This window comes from Photobacterium damselae (assembly GCF_003026815.1).
Classification (GTDB): Bacteria; Pseudomonadota; Gammaproteobacteria; order Enterobacterales; family Vibrionaceae; genus Photobacterium; species Photobacterium damselae.
This window is the reverse complement of record NZ_PYOG01000008.1, coordinates 49,223-65,020: the sequence shown is the minus strand read 5'-3', so window position 1 is coordinate 65,020 and position 15,798 is coordinate 49,223. Positions and strand designations below refer to the sequence as shown.

The window sequence follows — 15,798 nt, the reverse complement described above, 5'->3', positions numbered from 1 at the left end:
TCTTTAATTAAAAAATGAGCCGTGTCTTGATGAAAGTATAATCAGTTGCATAGCCATTGCAATGCTAAGCTGTCGCTAAAATTAGACCTGCGGCAAATAATAGATTCGTGATTAATGCGCATTTCACCATAGTGGCCATCATAGGACGTAATGCAGCACCATCAGTTGATTGGAAGACTTGCTTACCATGTTTAAACAACAATGGTGTGCTGAGAATAAACAACCAACCAAAAGGTGAGTGAAGCTCAAATAGGGCGAAAAGAGCCATACAGAGAACACTACCTGCTAATAAGAACAGATGGTATTTGCGCCCCCAAAGAGGTCCCATACGAACAGCTAACGTTAACTTGCCACACTCACGGTCGTTGTCGATATCACGTAGATTATTGATATTAAGCACACCAACTGCGAGTAAACCACAAGCGGTTGCGGGCAACATAACTACGGAGTCAATTTGGCCAGCTTGCAAGTAGTAAGTTCCTGCAACGCCTAGCCAACCAAAAAACATGAGTACGGATAAGTCTCCAAGACCTTGATAACCATAAGGCTTGTTACCAACGGTATAGGCAATTGAGGCGGCAATGGCCATTAAGCCTAATAGTAAGAATCCGAACATTTCATGGGCATTGTCGCAAGCGATATAGATTAGCGAAAGGCCACTTATTGCCGTTAAGACAATATTGAGTCCCATCGCTTTGCGCATTGCATTTGGGGTAACTAAACCCGATTGAATCGCTCGTTGTGGACCTAAGCGGTTGTCATTGTCAGTTCCTTTAACGGCATCTCCATAATCGTTAGCTAAGTTCGACAAAATTTGTAGCAAAAGGGCGGTCAACAGAGCGAGAAGCGAGATTGCAGCAGAAAAACTACCATGCCATGCTGCGACAGCACTACCACAGACAATGGACGCAACCGCAAGAGGTAAAGTTTTCGGACGGGCTGCATCAAGCCAGATTGCAAATGAAGAAGATGCTTTCATAAACTCTCAACTTAAAAAAAGATCGAACAGCTATTATGGCGAAAATATAGCCTAGAGCAAATAAATCTGATCAACAGTTTGCTTAAAAACAAAAAAAGGTGCTCGTTTGAGCACCTTTTGATATGTTTTTTAGGTATGAATTAAAGAATAAAACGACTTAGGTCTTCATCTTCAACAAATTCACCTAAACGCTCTTTCACATATTCTGCGGTAATTTTGAAGCTCTCGCCTGATTTTTCAGTTGCATCATAGGATAGATCTTCCATTAGGCGCTCCATCACTGTATGCAAACGACGTGCACCAATATTTTCAGTACGCTCGTTTACTTGCCATGCAGCATCAGCCAGAGCATCAATACCTTCTTCTGTAAATTCGATATTGACAGATTCTGTTGCCATTAAGGCTCTGTATTGCTCAGTAAGAGAAGCATTAGGCTCGGTTAGAATACGTTTGAAGTCATGGCTGCTTAACGCTTCTAATTCTACGCGAATCGGTAGACGACCTTGCAATTCTGGGATCAAATCTGATGGTTTTGCGACTTGGAATGCACCAGATGCCACAAACAGAATATGGTCTGTTTTTACCATGCCATGTTTGGTCGATACTGTACTACCTTCTACAAGAGGAAGTAGGTCACGCTGTACACCTTCACGGGAAACATCAGGGCCAGAGCTTTCGCCACGCTTACAGATTTTATCGATCTCATCAATAAAGACGATACCGTTGTTTTCTACTGCGTGGATCGCTTGCTCTTTTAGTTCTTCTTGATTCACTAATTTAGCTGCTTCTTCTTCGGTTACAGCTTTTAGTGCATCTTTAATTTTTAGTTTGCGTTTTTTGGTTGTGTTACCGGCAAGGTTTTGGAACATACCTTGTAGTTGGTTTGTCATCTCTTCCATACCTGGAGGAGCCATGATCTCCACACCCATTTGCGGCGCTGCGATGTCTAATTCAATTTCTTTATCGTCTAATTGACCTTCACGCAGTTTTTTACGGAATGACTGACGTGTTGCTGAATTAGTGTCGCTATTTTCGTTTTGGCCCCAAGCATCACGAACAGGTGGAAGTAATACATCTAAGATGCGATCTTCTGCCAGTTCTTCAGCTCGGTAACGGACTTTCTCCATTGCTTGCTGATGTGTCATTTTTACTGCAACATCAGTGAGATCACGGATAATTGTCTCAACTTCTTTACCAACATAACCCACTTCGGTGAATTTTGTCGCTTCTACTTTGATAAATGGTGCGTTAGCTAATTTTGCTAAACGGCGAGCAATTTCGGTTTTACCTACGCCCGTTGGACCAATCATCAGAATATTTTTTGGTGTTACTTCTACTCGTAATGCTTCAGGAAGCTGCATACGACGCCAGCGGTTACGTAGTGCGATTGCTACAGCGCGCTTAGCTTTATCTTGACCAATGATATGACGGTCAAGCTCATGAACAATTTCGCGAGGTGTCATTTCCGACATAGCCACTTCCTTACTTGTAGTCTAATTCTTCGATGGTGTGATGATGGTTTGTGAATACACAAATATCACCTGCAATATTCAGCGATTTTTCGGCGATTTCGCGTGCATCTAAATCTGTGTTTTCCAATAGAGCACGAGCCGCTGCCTGCGCAAAGTTACCACCAGAACCAATAGCAATTAGGTCATTTTCTGGCTGAACTACGTCACCATTACCTGTGATGATCAGCGAACCTGTTTCATCAGCAACAGCCAGTAACGCTTCAAGCTTACGTAGCATGCGATCAGTACGCCAATCTTTTGCTAGCTCTACAGCCGCTTTTAGTAGATGACCTTGGTGCATCTCAAGTTTGCGCTCAAAGCGTTCAAATAGAGTAAATGCATCAGCAGTACCGCCTGCAAAACCGGCTAATACTTTGTTGTTATAAAGACGGCGAACTTTACGGGCGTTACCTTTCATTACGGTATTGCCTAGTGATACTTGGCCATCACCAGCAATGACCACTTTACCGTTGCGACGTACAGATACGATAGTTGTCACGGTGTAATCCTTCTGTTTCTCTTCGGATATGGTTCCGAATTAGACGTTATTTATGATCTTGGGGAGGATTGGTTTTTTTTCAAGGGGGAGAAGAGGAGAAGTTGATATAAAAAAAGATGCCCGAAGGCATCTTTCTCTATTATTTCCAGCTTAGAATTGCGCAAGGCTCAATACCAGAACTCTGTAAACGACCTCTGGCTTTTAGCGCTTGGTCGCGATCTGGATAAGGCCCTATATAGACTTTATGCCAGGTACCAGAAGAGGTTTTTACCATACTGACTTGGCTGTTAAAGCCTTGGAAAGCAATAGTCGCTTTACGTTCATTGGCTTGATCTGCTGAGTGATACGCACCACACTGAACGATATAACGCACACTAGGTTTCGTGACGGGTTTTGTCTCAGGTTTTGGTTGTGGCTTAACAGGCTCGGTTGGGACAACAGGTGTCGTTGGCTGAACCGGCTTTGGTTTTGCTACATCCGCGACTTTATCTGTTGCTGGACTTACCGTCGGTTTTGCAGCGTCTGATTTCTGTGTCGCTTCTTGCTGTTGCTTGCGACGTTCGGCTTCTGCTTTGTCTCGAGCTGCTTTTTCAGCTGCAATACGAGCTCTGTCTGCTTGAGCTTTTTCTGCCGCTAAGCGTTGTTTTTCATCTTGGGTCGGTAGTTGGATAACTTTATTTTCCAACTCTTTGATATATCGCCATTTCTCTTCAGGTTTAGGCGGTAATTGATCTTTTTTCTGCTCTGTTTGCTGTACTTTTTCAATCAGTTGATCGAGCTGCTTTTGCTCTTTTGTGACTGATGCTTCAGGTGTTTTATCTTCAGGGGCTGGAGAGTGCGAAAGGTAAAAAAGTCCATAACCGAGTAAACCGGTTAAGACAAGCGCCAGCGCTCCTAATTTTTTAGGAAACCTATCTGCTACAGTTGTTGGAGCCTTTCGGCTTTGGCGTGTCGGCGCTTTTTTCTGCACTCGACCGCGTTTTACATAATCTTTAGTGGCCACGATAACAACAAATAAGTTAAGGAACGATATAGGATATATGGTACAAACTTGAACGGAAACTGACTAGTCATTGCGACGTAAAACCGCCAAAGTTACGTCAAAATGGTGCAAAATATGAGGAGGGCTTAGCAAATCAGTAAGCCCACAGTATCTTATCCCTTAAGAATTAGCGCAAAGGCGGAGCGGCACTTTCACGAATAACAAGTTTCGCATCAAGTAAACGGGAACCCGCCTGCACTTCTTTTCCTTTCAGTAATTCCAATAACATCAACATGGCTTGACGACCAATCTCATAACGAGGTTGGGAAACCGTGGTTAATGGCGGATCGCAAAACTCAGCAAATTGAATATCATCAAAGCCGACAATGGAAATATCTTGAGGTACCCGAAGTCCAAGACGTTTAGCCTGCTGCATAGCGCCAATAGCCATCACATCTGAGTGACAGAATATGGCTGTTGGTGGCTCTGGTAGTGACAATAAATTGGTAACAGCACGAGCGCCTGCGGCAAATGAGAAATCGCCGGTGATGGTATAGGCAGGGTTGAGTTCAATCCCACCTCTGCGTAGGGCTTGTTGATAGCCTTGTGCGCGAAACTCTGATAATGCAGCTTTGCTAGGACCAGAAATTTGAGCAATACGACGGTGACCCATTTGAGTTAAGTAGTTCACAGCTTCAAATGCGGCGGTCAGGTTATCGATATGAACAGTAGGCAGTTCAAGCTCTGGGGCATATTCACACGCCATAACCAATGGTGGAAGATTCTTTTGCTCAGGTTTACTTACATCAAACGGCAGGTCAGTTCCTAGTAGGAGCATGCCATCAGCTTGTTTGGTGAAGACCAAATTAACAAAGGAATTTTCTCGTGTTTTTTGCTGACCACTGTCACCAAGCAGAACAAGATAACCGTGTTCCATCGCAGCTTCTTCTATGCCACGAATAATCTCAGTGAAATAGGGGTCGCAAATATCAGGCACGATAGTTACGATAGTTTTGGACTCGTTACGACGTAAATTACGTGCTAACGAGTTAGGGGAATATCCCGCTTCCATGACGGCTTGCTCGACTTTTTTTCTCGTCGAGGCCGACACTTTTTCTGGGTTCATTAGGGCTCGTGAAACCGTAGCCGTTGAAACTCCAGCAAGCTGGGCAACATCCTTCATTGTCGCCATAGTGCAGTTCCTCTCTAAATTCTTTCTCTCAAATAAGGTCTATCGGAGGATCTTGGCCAACTTAGCAGATACCAAACCCGATAAGATAAATCACCGCTGAGCAAAATTGCAGCGTTCATTGTAGAGATTATACAAAAGATTAAACATGCTCCGAATAGCATTAATTACATGCTTAATGTGATCTTGTTCCCATTCTTCGCGTTAAGTTAGATCCTGTGGCTCAACATCAATTGACCAGCGTACTTTTTTCGCTAATGGCAATAAATTGATAGCAGGCTTTGCGATATTTAGCATATTTTGCAGCACCTTACGGCTTGGCGCTTGTACTATGAGCTGCCAGCGATAACGACCAGCACGGCGTGCCAGAGGGGCTGGATTTGGGCCCATTACAAAACTGTCGCTATCAAACAGAGGGCTCGATTCAAAAATTGAGCGCACTTGCTGCAAAAATTGTTGAACTTGATCACTGTGGTTCGATTCCGCCCGAAACAAAACTAAATAGCTGTATGGCGGTAGCATCGCTTGTTTGCGTTCAATAAGAGCATGTTCGGCAAATGAACCATAACCTTGGCGCAATAGCGATTGCAGTAGAGCATGTTCAGGGTGATGGGTTTGTAATAACACTTCGCCTGGCTTACTGGCACGTCCAGCTCGACCAGCCACTTGCACATAAAGTTGGGCTAAACGTTCAGAAGCACGAAAATCATTGCTAAACAGAGCTCCATCAACATCAATAAGACCAACTAAGGTGACGTTGGGAAAATGATGCCCTTTAGCCAGCATCTGGGTTCCAATCAGAATTTGATATTCATTGCGACGGATAGCTTCTAAATAATTTTCTAGACTGCCTTTGCGACGGGTGCTATCGCGATCAATTCGTACCGTTTTATATTCAGGGAAAAGCTCAGCCAATTGTGCTTCAAGTTGTTCAGTACCCACACCGACCGCATGCAGTTGGGTTGAACCACAATTTTGACACTGATGCATAATCGGGCGTTGTGTTGCGCAGTGATGACAGCGGAGCTCACCTGACTGTTGATGTAAGGTGTAGTATGCGTCACAGCGTGGACATTCAGCTAACCAGCCACACTCATGGCACATTAAAGCTGGGGAGAATCCGCGGCGGTTAAGAAACAAGATAACCTGATTTCCCGCTGTTAAGTGTTTGCGCATCTCAGCGATTAAGGGGGCCGATAATCCAGCCTCTAGATACAGACCTTTGACATCAATAACACCTTGTCGAGCTTTACTGGCATTACCTGCTCGTTTGGTTAAAGTGAGATGATGATACTTACCGCTTTTGGCGTTGTTGATGGTTTCTAATGCGGGTGTTGCTGAGCCAAGCACAATGGGAATATTATCTTGGCTTGCTCGCATTACGGCTAAATCTCGGGCGTGATAGCGCAAACTATCTTGTTGTTTGTAAGAAGCATCGTGTTCTTCATCAACAATAATAATCCCTAAATTTGCAAAAGGGGTAAATAGGGCAGAGCGAGTACCGATAATGATACCTGCTTGATTATCTCGCCCAGCAAGCCAAGCTGTTAGTCGTTCGGTATCGTTGAGCCCTGAGTGAATGGTCTTTAAAGGCACATTAAAGCGGCGGCGGAAGCGGTTTATAGTTTGGGGCATTAAGCCAATTTCTGGAACTAAAATAAGCGCTTGTTTTCCAGCAGCAAGAACCGGTTCTAATAGATTGAGATAAACCTCAGTTTTTCCTGAACCTGTGATGCCTTCTAGAAGATAACAACCAAAGTTTGGGTTGGCATTTACCGTCGCAACAGCAAGAGCTTGTTCGGTATTGAGTTGAGGCTTTTGCTCTGTAATTGCAAACTGCTGTGGCCAATCTTGTGTTTTTGGTTTTTGCTCAAATGTGGTGATCCACTGTTTTTCGTTGAGTGTTTTTAGCGCAGCAGGGCTCACTTCTGCATCAAGAAGTTGTTCATGACTCATATTGCCTGCATGTAATAAATTAAGAATTTGCGCTTGTTTGGGCGCTTTTTTGGTAACTGAGGTGAGCTCTTGATTTTTACCTTCTTCAGTAATTGACCAATATTTAATACTGCTTAACTCAGCCACTCGCCCTTTACGCAGTAATGTAGGCATAGCATTGGCAAGCGTATCACCTAAAGGGTACTGGTAAAATCCACTGGCCCAATTGAGTAATTGGTAGAGAGAATCAGACCATAATGGTTGGCTGTCAATCACCTCATTAATCGCTTTTAATTGCTCAAGTGGAAAGTCAGATCTATCGCTAATTTTGGTTACAATGCCAACCAGTTGTTGGCGACCAAATGGGACTTTTACACGACCGCCAACAACCGGACATTGCTGTGGATGGATCTTATAGTCAAAGCGTTTATCTAGTGGGACAGGTAACGCAACCTGAGCAATATTTCCAGTCATTAAGTCGCCATGAATTTGAGAAAAACAGCTCATCATAGCAGGAAGCAAGATAGGGGATAAGAGGATGAACGAGGACGATGAAAAAAGTGGTGAAAAAACTAGCGTATTAGTTGATCTGTGACGTGTGATTGATTACTATACGCCGCCTAATTTGTCACATCAGTGGCAACTATTTTTAACGACGTGTGGTGCCCGGCTTTGGATCGGGAGAGCGACACGGCCTTACTACTGAGGTTATCCCATGAAACAAGGTATTCACCCAGAATACACTGCAGTGAACGCTCGTTGTTCTTGCGGCAACACTTTCGCATTCAACTCTACTCTAGGTAAAGATATCAACCTAGACGTATGTGACAAGTGTCACCCATTCTACACTGGTAAGCAGCGTCAAGTTAGCACTGGTGGTCGTATCGACAAATTCAACAAGCGTTTTGGTGCGCTATCTAGCAAGTAATTGCTCGATTGAATTTCGAAAAAAAGGATGCTTAGGCATCCTTTTTTTTATGTTTTTTTTGAGGTACTACTCAGAATCTGGCCATGTATAGCCAAATAGTAGATCGGGAGATGCGGAGGTTGTGAAGGTCAGTAGAGCCAAAAAGATCATTAAAATGTATTTTCCACCGATTAAGCACATTCCTATTGTGGTGATAAGCGAATCGAGCATAAGCCACCTCTATATTATGGGTAAATTGGCAAACTAATCTGTTTTCGGTTGTAGTGTAGTTTTTCTAATAAAAATATATATCGATCTTAATCACTATTTATTACTTCGTTACTTTCGATTAATGATTTTATCTTTTAATCGATAGCTATATCTTATTTTTACTTATTATTACAAAAAATAACTTTTATAAATCCATAATTATCTGTATTAATTAACCTTAATAAATACTATTTATTATCACTGTTAAATTAAATATTAATTTCGTAAAAAACGAATAATTACTTCAACCTAACCTACCTCTTATTAATTTAATTTTACATTAAGTTGCATCTCGATATTCATTTCAGATGATTGGTTTGATATTAATCATAGAAGCACGGTATTTCCGCTATATTACTGTGATGTTCCGCAAATATGCTGTTTTTTACGTTAACTTTAATAGCAACAAACAACTTTTAATTTTGCTGTTATATTTAACGTTATTGCGAGGTGTTGAGTGAGGAAAGTTATTGTCTACTCATTATTATTAATTATTGGTTTATTTGGCTCTCAACTTTTGCCAAATATTTTTACTCATTATAATCAGTTGCAACCATTAATTATGATATCAACGATGACAGCATTGTCTTATATTATGATTAATGTAGGGCGTGAATTTGAAATTGATAAAAATAATTTAAAACAATATCGTTGGGATTATATTGTTGCGATGACAACCGCCACATTCCCTTGGATTGCAGTAGTTGTTTATTTTATTTTTGTCTTATTTCCAGCAGAACTCTGGACTAATGCGGATGCATGGAAAGAGACACTCGTTATTGGACGCTTTGCCGCTCCTACATCAGCGGGTGTTTTATTTGCCATGTTAGCAGCGGCTGGGCTTGGTGCGACTTGGATGTTCAGTAAAGCTCGTATCTTAGCGATTTTTGATGATCTCGATACCGTCCTGCTTATGATTCCATTGTCTATTTTAGTTGTAGGCTGGCAGCCAGCACTTGGGGTTACATTATTTTTGATGTTTGCTTTGCTGATATTAGGCTATCGCTATTTACATCAATGGAGTATTCCGTCATCGGCTCGTAGCATTTTATTTTATTCTGTCATTATCGCTGTCGTTTGTGAGCTGTTTTACTTACGCTCTGGGGTACATTTCGAGGTACTTCTTCCTGCCTTTGTTCTGGGATGCCTGATGAAATCACAGCATGAATCCAAGCAAGATGAAAAAGTCTCTACTTGGATTGCAGCAATATTTATGGTGCTGGTGGGATTAAGCTTACCGCCTCTGTTTAATGCTGTGAGTGAGACCGTTGCCACAACATCATTGTCAATGGCGATGCTTGCGATGGGAATGAAAGAAATTATCTATCATGTTTTAGTGATATCGGTGTTGGCTAACCTAGGCAAAATGTTTCCACTGTTTTGTTACCGTAAAGAGGCGACGTTACGTGAGCGTCTAGCGTTATCTATTAGTATGTGGCCAAGAGGTGAGGTTGGCGCAGGGGTATTGATGATCAGCCTGGGGTACGGATTTGGTGGGCCGATGATCACGATCAGTATGCTATCTCTGGCGTTGAATTTAGTGATGACGGGCTTATTTATTATGGTTGTTCGTTATCTGATTGTAACTCCAACGAGCCAAAGTGAGGAGGAGCGTTATGAAGAGTCGAGAGCTTAAACTGTTAGCTGCGGTGATCAGTATCTTTTTATTGAGTCTATTGGTCGGTCGAGTCGCTTAGTGGTAATAATATGCCACGGTTGTAAATCAAAAACAGCGCCTATAAATGGGCGCTGTTTTTATCGAGTTAAGCGGTGATCTGTGATGAGTTATTCATCTGGATTTTCGTAGCTGATCCCCATTTCATCCATCATTGCTTTGGCTTCTGACGGAATATCGTCTGGACGATCTTTACGAATGTCATCGTCAGTTGGCAGTGGTTGCCCAGTGTATGCATGAAGGAATGCTTCGCATAGCAATTCGCTGTTTGTTGCATGACGCAAATTATTTACCTGACGACGAGTACGTTCATCAGTAAGAATTTTGAGCACCTTTAATGGAATAGACACAGTGATCTTTTTTACTTGTTCGTTTTTCTTACCGTGTTCTGCGTATGGGCTAATATATTCGCCATTCCACTCTGCCATGTCTTACCTTCTTTTACTTAATCGACAATCTCAGTTAGCTATTGATGTGCGCTGTTATAATGAGGGCGCGATATTACGTCAACATTACCTATTTGTCTTGTCTAAAGAGTAATAACTGTGGTCTGTCGTCGATAACAAGAGCCAAATAGACCTAAATTTTAGCTGGACTTACTGCTATATGTAAAGGTGTTTAGCCGTCTAGAAGTATTGACGTCCTAAATGTTAGTGGTTAAGGTGGGAACAGGATGAATAAAAACTCAACAACAAAGAGCTTAGGGATGGCAAGTATGAGTAATAAACAGAGTGCAACCATTGCGGTGCGTAGCGGTATTGATTGTGATAGCCAATACAATGCGGTCGTACCGCCGATCTATCTTACCTCAACTTACAGCTTTAATGCATTAGGAGAAGTGCCTCAATACGACTATTCTCGCTCTGGTAATCCTACCCGTAATACTTTAGCTGAGGCATTAGCTCAGTTAGAGCAGGGAGCTGGCGCGATAGTGACTAACTGTGGTACTGCAGCGATCAATTTGTTGGTGTCTGCGCTACTTGGTCCAAATGATCTGGTTGTTGCTCCTCATGATTGCTACGGTGGTACATATCGTCTTCTAAATACGCGGGCACAAAAAGGGGATTTTAAGGTTCGCTTTATTAATCAAGGCGATCCTCAAGCGTTAACTGAAGCGTTAAGTCTTAAGCCTAAACTGATTTGGGTCGAAACCCCCTCGAATCCGCTGCTTCGCGTGGTTGATATTACTAATATTTGCCAACAGGCTGAGGCGGTTGGGGCACAAGTCGCGGTTGATAATACATTTCTCTCTCCAATATTACAGTTACCACTGACACTCGGTGCTGATTTTGTCGTGCATTCAACAACTAAGTACATTAATGGCCACTCTGATGTTGTTGGTGGGGTATTAATTAGTAAAGATTCACAGCAAGCAGAAGATATTGCATGGTGGGCAAATTGTATTGGTGCAACAGGGGCGGCCTTTGATGCTTATTTAACATTGCGAGGTCTACGTACGCTTGCTCCTCGGATTCGTCTTCATGAAGAAAATGCCCAAGCCGTGATGGGGTTTTTACAACAGCATCCACTAATCGGGCCCCTTTATCATCCCAGTTTGCCCGAGCACCCTGGCCATGAAATCGCTAACAAGCAGCAATTGGGTTTTGGTTCTATGCTTAGCTTTGAATTTGCTGGAAGCTTTGAGCAGTTACAGTGTTTTGTTAAAGCCTTAACGTTATTTTCATTAGCAGAGTCTTTAGGCGGAACAGAAAGCTTGATTGCTCATCCTGCGAGTATGACTCATCGAGCAATGTCGGATGAAGCTCAGCAAGAAGCTGGAATCACCTCTCAGTTATTACGTTTATCGGTTGGATTAGAAGATAGTCGGGATCTGATTGCCGATTTAGAACAGGCGCTATCGGCAGCCCAGCGTATTTAAGCTTGTTGTTATTTATAGATAAAACAAAGCCGCCCATATTGAGCGGCTTTGGCAATCTGTCATTGTTGTAGCAAGATTAGTTAATTGCTACTGCACTTGAAGAACTGTCCATATCTTTAAGTTCAGCTAGTACTTCTTCAGCCCAGTAAATCCAAGCCTGACGATTGTGGATACCACGACGTAGTGTTAAACGCTCAAGACGAGTTTGGCGATCAAGGCTACGGTGATTTGGGAAATGTACTTTTTCCAATTCATGGTAATGGTTAATTAGAGCGCGAGATTCTTCAATCAGTGCTTCTAATTGTTGCTGCATTGGTTCTGAGTTATGAACTCCACAAACCAGCAGTTTTGCTGAGAATTCATCACGAGTGGTTGGGTTTTGTGCTGGCTCTTGGAACCAAGCAAACAATGCCTGACGACCCAAATCGGTAATGGAGTATACTTTACGGTCTGGTTTACCCTCTTGAGGCTCAAGGCGACAAGTTACCAGATCGTTAGTAGCCATTTTATTCAGTTCGCGATATACCTGTTGGTGGCTCGCTTTCCAGAAATAGCCGATGCTGTGTGAGAATTCTTTAGTAATATCGTACCCTGTTGCTTCGCGGTTGCTCAGCACAGTTAAAATAACGTGTGGTAGTGACATCTCTTCTATCCGTTAAAATTATAATTAGTAAAAACTCAATATAAGGCAGCGACTTTTTGTTACGTTTCTTGTTGACGTTTTATAATCGCTTTGTTGCAGTGCCAAACTGAGACTTCCTAGGATATCATCGTTTTCAATCCTAGATATACAGATTACTCTGCATATCTTTGAGACTTTATACTACAAAAATCGATTTTTTGTAGTGTTGCATCCTATTTGAGTGCTATTAATTTATATGCTGTATGTTTCTAGCCTAGCGTAGAAGTAGAAAAAATGGATGTGTCATTTTTGAGTCATTGGACAAATATCATAAAAAAAGGCCACAAACAGTGACCTTTTTCGATTTAATTTTGTTGTTTGCTGATTAATTAACCAGTATTACGCATCCCTGTAGCAATACCTGCTATGGTCACCATTAATGCTTCTTCCATCATTGGGCTGCTCTCTTGTTGCTGGCGGTTACGGTACAGTAATTCAGCCTGCAGCATGTTCAATGGTTCAACATAGATGTTACGCAAACGAATCGCTTCAGCGCCCCATGGGTCTTGCTCCATCAGGTGATCGTTATTTTCTACCGTAAGAACCGTTTTAATATCTTGCTGCAATTGATCGCGCAGTTTTTGTCCTAATGGCCATAACGCTTCATCGGTGAGTCGTTGATCGTAGTACTGTGCGATACCAACATTGGTTTTGGTAAATACCATTTCTAGCATCCCCAAACGTGTTGAGAAGAATGGCCATTCACGGCACATTTCTTCAAGCAATTCAGTGTGGCCTTGATCGATAGAGTTTTGAATCGCTTCACCAGCACCAAGCCAAGCAGGAAGCAGTAAACGGTTCTGACTCCAAGCAAAGATCCATGGAATCGCACGTAAACTTTCAACGCCACCCGTTGGATTACGTTTGGCAGGTCGAGAACCGAGAGGTAATTTACCCAGTTCCAGTTCAGGTGTTGCTGCACGGAAGTAAGGGACAAACTCAGGATTACCGCGGACCACATCACGATACGCTTTACAAGATACTTCAGAAAGTGAATCCATTAATTCACACCATTCCTGTTTCGGCGCTGGAGGTGGCAGTAAGTTAGCTTGCAGTGTTGCACTAGCGTATAAGCTTAAGCTGTTTACTGCTACTTCTGGTAATCCTAACTTAAAGCGAATCATTTCCCCTTGCTCAGTGACGCGCAATCCACCTTTTAGGCTACGTGGTGGTTGAGATAATAGAGCCGCATGAGCAGGAGCTCCACCTCGACCAATTGTGCCGCCACGGCCATGGAATAGCGTTAGTTCAACGCCAGCCTTCTCACATACATCAACCAATTTTTCCATGGCGTGATATTGAGCCCAACCCGCAGACATAACACCCGCATCTTTAGCTGAGTCTGAATAACCAATCATGACCATTTGATGGTTTTGAATAAAGCCACGGTACCAGTCGATATTAAGAAGCTGCTCAATAACATCTGCGCCATTATTTAAGTCATCTAAGGTCTCAAATAATGGGCAGACATCCATTCTAAATGGACAGCCAGCTTCTTGCAGCAGTAGGTGTACGGCCAGTACATCTGATGCAGTACGTGCCATCGAAATAACATAAGCACCTAGCGCATCTTTAGGTTGTTTGGCGATCGTTTTACAAGTATCGATCACTTCCTGAACTTCAGGAGATGGCTGCCAATGACGAGGCAGAAGAGGGCGCTTTGATGAGAGTTCACGAACAAGGAATGCAACCTTATCTTGTTCACTCCACTGATCGTAATCACCCAAACCAAGGTAGCGAGTCAACTCTGAAATTACATCTGAGTGGCGAGTGCTTTCTTGGCGAATATCAAGACGAACTAGATGAATACCAAAACACTTAATACGGCGTAGGGTATCAAGCAGTAAACCATCAGCAATAATACCCATACCGCACTCATGCAGAGACTGGTAGCAGGCATACAGAGGATCCCAAAGTTGTGACTCATCCGAAATAATCGGTAGCAGGGCAACACTCTGTCCTTTGATCTGAGCATCTAGGATGTCGCGGGTGTGGGTCAACTGCGAACGAAGGTTCTTTAAGATCGCACGGTATGGTTCGTGTTCATCCCCGGCAAGTGCGCGAACTTGATCGTTACACTTAACCATAGAGAGTTCGCTAACGAGCTCTTGGATATCCTTAAGGTAGAGATCGGCTGCTTTCCAGCGAGAAAGAAGCAGTACTTCACGGGTAACTTGTGACGTCACAAATGGGTTACCGTCGCGGTCACCACCCATCCATGATGAAAATGTCACAGGAGCTGCATCAATGGGTAAGCCTTCACCAATGTGCGCTTCCAACTTATCATCAAATTGGCGCAAGAAGTCTGGTACGGCTTGCCATAGTGAATTTTCTACTACCGCAAAGCCCCATTTTGCTTCATCAAGAGGGGTTGGGCGCTGCTGACGAATGACATCGGAATGCCATGCTTGAGCAATAAGTTGTTCAAGGCGAGTTTCGATGCGTTGACGCTCGGCAGAAGAAAGCTCACTGAGTTCTAATTTTGATAGACACTTATTGATTTGCACCAGTTTATGGATCATGGTGCGGCGAGCAATCTCTGTTGGGTGAGCAGTTAAAACCAAATCAATTTTAAGATTGCGAATGGCATTAATGGTATCAAACTGGTTGATGTCACCTTGCTCTAACTGAGTAAAGAGTCCATCAATTGAGTCAGGGCTGCAAACACTGGTTTCACAGTGGCGAGAAACCGTATGGTATTGTTCAGCAATATTCGTGAGGTTTAAAAATTGGCTAAAAGCACGAGCGACAGGAAGTAATTCATCATCAGGTAGATTCTGAAGCTCATTGATCAATTTAGCACGATCATCGCTATTGCCTGCGCGAGCAGATTTTGACAATTTTCGAATGGTTTCTACTTTATTAAGTAACTCTTCACCGTGGGCATCTTTGATGGTGTTACCCAACAGGTGTCCCAACATACTGACGTTACTTTTTAACGCACTGTATTTTTCGTTCATATCGTTATCCATCTCGTAATTTTGTTACATCCTTGCACTAAGGCTTGGTAACAATCTAGCTGTGATCGCACTTCAAGGTCAATATACATTACATTTACGAGTAATAAACCGAAACTACATTGATTTTGGTCATAATTCTGTCCTGAATCTGTAATTTTGTTTCTAAATTAAACGGTTAAGCACATTTGGTATGTGCTTGATATTAGAAGATAACTCTTTCTGTTGATTGTTACATTGGGTTTGCTAAGAATAAATGATAATAAAATGTAACAAAAAGATTGTATGAAAAATGGCTAACTAAGTGTTGACAGCTCAATAAATAGACGGTAA

General features: G+C 42.6%; 12 protein-coding genes and 1 pseudogene. 3 read left to right on the top strand and 10 right to left on the bottom strand.

Annotated elements, in window-relative coordinates:
* Window positions 1-64: 64 nt before the first annotated feature.
* The 6 genes and pseudogenes from CTN07_RS09675 to priA form a co-directional block, all read right to left on the bottom strand.
* Window positions 65-979 carry a 1,4-dihydroxy-2-naphthoate polyprenyltransferase gene (locus CTN07_RS09675; protein WP_005302615.1) on the bottom strand — a complete coding sequence of 305 codons (915 nt, stop codon included), beginning with the start codon at window positions 977-979 and terminating at the stop codon, window positions 65-67.
* Window positions 980-1,119: 140 nt separating this feature from the next.
* Window positions 1,120-2,451: an ATP-dependent protease ATPase subunit HslU gene (hslU, locus tag CTN07_RS09670; RefSeq protein WP_005302617.1), complete on the bottom strand. Its 1,332-nt coding sequence runs from the start codon at window positions 2,449-2,451 to the stop codon at window positions 1,120-1,122.
* Window positions 2,452-2,461: 10 nt separating this feature from the next.
* Window positions 2,462-2,989 (bottom strand): ATP-dependent protease subunit HslV, encoded by a 528-nt coding sequence (hslV, locus tag CTN07_RS09665; RefSeq protein ID WP_005302619.1) that lies wholly within the window; start codon window positions 2,987-2,989, stop codon window positions 2,462-2,464.
* A 139-nt stretch (window positions 2,990-3,128) separates the two neighbouring features.
* Complete coding sequence (gene ftsN, locus CTN07_RS09660; RefSeq protein ID WP_036764696.1) at window positions 3,129-3,992, bottom strand: cell division protein FtsN; 864 nt, start codon at window positions 3,990-3,992, stop codon at window positions 3,129-3,131.
* Between the two features lie 166 nt (window positions 3,993-4,158).
* Window positions 4,159-5,166: pseudogene (gene cytR / locus CTN07_RS09655) on the bottom strand (DNA-binding transcriptional regulator CytR); the annotation flags it as partial.
* A gap of 198 nt (window positions 5,167-5,364) precedes the next feature.
* On the bottom strand, window positions 5,365-7,569 hold the full coding sequence (gene priA / locus CTN07_RS09650) for a primosomal protein N' (protein WP_005302625.1): 2,205 nt from the start codon (window positions 7,567-7,569) through the stop codon (window positions 5,365-5,367).
* A gap of 241 nt (window positions 7,570-7,810) precedes the next feature.
* Here priA and rpmE point away from each other — a divergent pair, with 241 nt between their 5' ends.
* Window positions 7,811-8,023, top strand: a complete 213-nt coding sequence (rpmE, locus tag CTN07_RS09645) for a 50S ribosomal protein L31 (RefSeq protein WP_005302627.1) — start codon at window positions 7,811-7,813, stop codon at window positions 8,021-8,023.
* Between the two features lie 66 nt (window positions 8,024-8,089).
* On the opposite strand, the gene CTN07_RS22770 is transcribed toward rpmE, so the two are convergent.
* Complete coding sequence (locus CTN07_RS22770) at window positions 8,090-8,233, bottom strand: hypothetical protein (RefSeq protein WP_168443814.1); 144 nt, start codon at window positions 8,231-8,233, stop codon at window positions 8,090-8,092.
* A gap of 613 nt (window positions 8,234-8,846) precedes the next feature.
* Here CTN07_RS22770 and CTN07_RS09640 point away from each other — a divergent pair.
* Window positions 8,847-9,908 carry a cation:proton antiporter gene (locus CTN07_RS09640; RefSeq protein ID WP_107183704.1) on the top strand — a complete coding sequence of 354 codons (1,062 nt, stop codon included), beginning with the start codon at window positions 8,847-8,849 and terminating at the stop codon, window positions 9,906-9,908.
* A 149-nt stretch (window positions 9,909-10,057) separates the two neighbouring features.
* Here the strand turns inward: CTN07_RS09640 and metJ are convergent, their stop codons facing one another.
* Entirely contained in the window at window positions 10,058-10,375 is a 318-nt protein-coding gene (gene metJ / locus CTN07_RS09635; protein WP_005302629.1) for a met regulon transcriptional regulator MetJ, read from the bottom strand.
* A gap of 287 nt (window positions 10,376-10,662) precedes the next feature.
* On the opposite strand from metJ, the gene CTN07_RS09630 reads away from it, so the two are divergent.
* On the top strand, window positions 10,663-11,826 hold the full coding sequence (locus CTN07_RS09630; RefSeq protein ID WP_036765238.1) for an O-succinylhomoserine (thiol)-lyase: 1,164 nt from the start codon (window positions 10,663-10,665) through the stop codon (window positions 11,824-11,826).
* A 76-nt stretch (window positions 11,827-11,902) separates the two neighbouring features.
* Here CTN07_RS09630 and CTN07_RS09625 read toward each other — a convergent pair whose 3' ends face one another.
* Complete coding sequence (locus tag CTN07_RS09625) at window positions 11,903-12,469, bottom strand: PadR family transcriptional regulator (RefSeq protein ID WP_036764698.1); 567 nt, start codon at window positions 12,467-12,469, stop codon at window positions 11,903-11,905.
* Window positions 12,470-12,837: 368 nt separating this feature from the next.
* The gene (ppc, locus tag CTN07_RS09620) at window positions 12,838-15,468 is read right to left on the bottom strand and encodes a phosphoenolpyruvate carboxylase (RefSeq protein ID WP_005302636.1); all 2,631 of its coding nucleotides are present in this window, start codon (window positions 15,466-15,468) and stop codon (window positions 12,838-12,840) included.
* Between the last annotated feature and the right edge of the window lie 330 nt (window positions 15,469-15,798).

Excerpts from the sequence above, each read along its gene's own strand:
- CTN07_RS09640 (WP_107183704.1), top strand. The coding sequence starts at position 8,847 with ATGACAGCATTGTCTTATATTATGATTAATGTAGGGCGTGAATTTGAA.
- priA (WP_005302625.1), bottom strand. The coding sequence starts at position 7,569 with ATGACTGGAAATATTGCTCAGGTTGCGTTACCTGTCCCACTAGATAAA.
- CTN07_RS22770 (WP_168443814.1), bottom strand. The coding sequence starts at position 8,233 with ATGCTCGATTCGCTTATCACCACAATAGGAATGTGCTTAATCGGTGGA.
- CTN07_RS09675 (WP_005302615.1), bottom strand. The coding sequence starts at position 979 with ATGAAAGCATCTTCTTCATTTGCAATCTGGCTTGATGCAGCCCGTCCG.
- CTN07_RS09630 (WP_036765238.1), top strand. The coding sequence starts at position 10,663 with ATGAGTAATAAACAGAGTGCAACCATTGCGGTGCGTAGCGGTATTGAT.
- ppc (WP_005302636.1), bottom strand. The coding sequence starts at position 15,468 with ATGAACGAAAAATACAGTGCGTTAAAAAGTAACGTCAGTATGTTGGGA.
- CTN07_RS09625 (WP_036764698.1), bottom strand. The coding sequence starts at position 12,469 with ATGTCACTACCACACGTTATTTTAACTGTGCTGAGCAACCGCGAAGCA.
- metJ (WP_005302629.1), bottom strand. The coding sequence starts at position 10,375 with ATGGCAGAGTGGAATGGCGAATATATTAGCCCATACGCAGAACACGGT.
- hslU (WP_005302617.1), bottom strand. The coding sequence starts at position 2,451 with ATGTCGGAAATGACACCTCGCGAAATTGTTCATGAGCTTGACCGTCAT.
- rpmE (WP_005302627.1), top strand. The coding sequence starts at position 7,811 with ATGAAACAAGGTATTCACCCAGAATACACTGCAGTGAACGCTCGTTGT.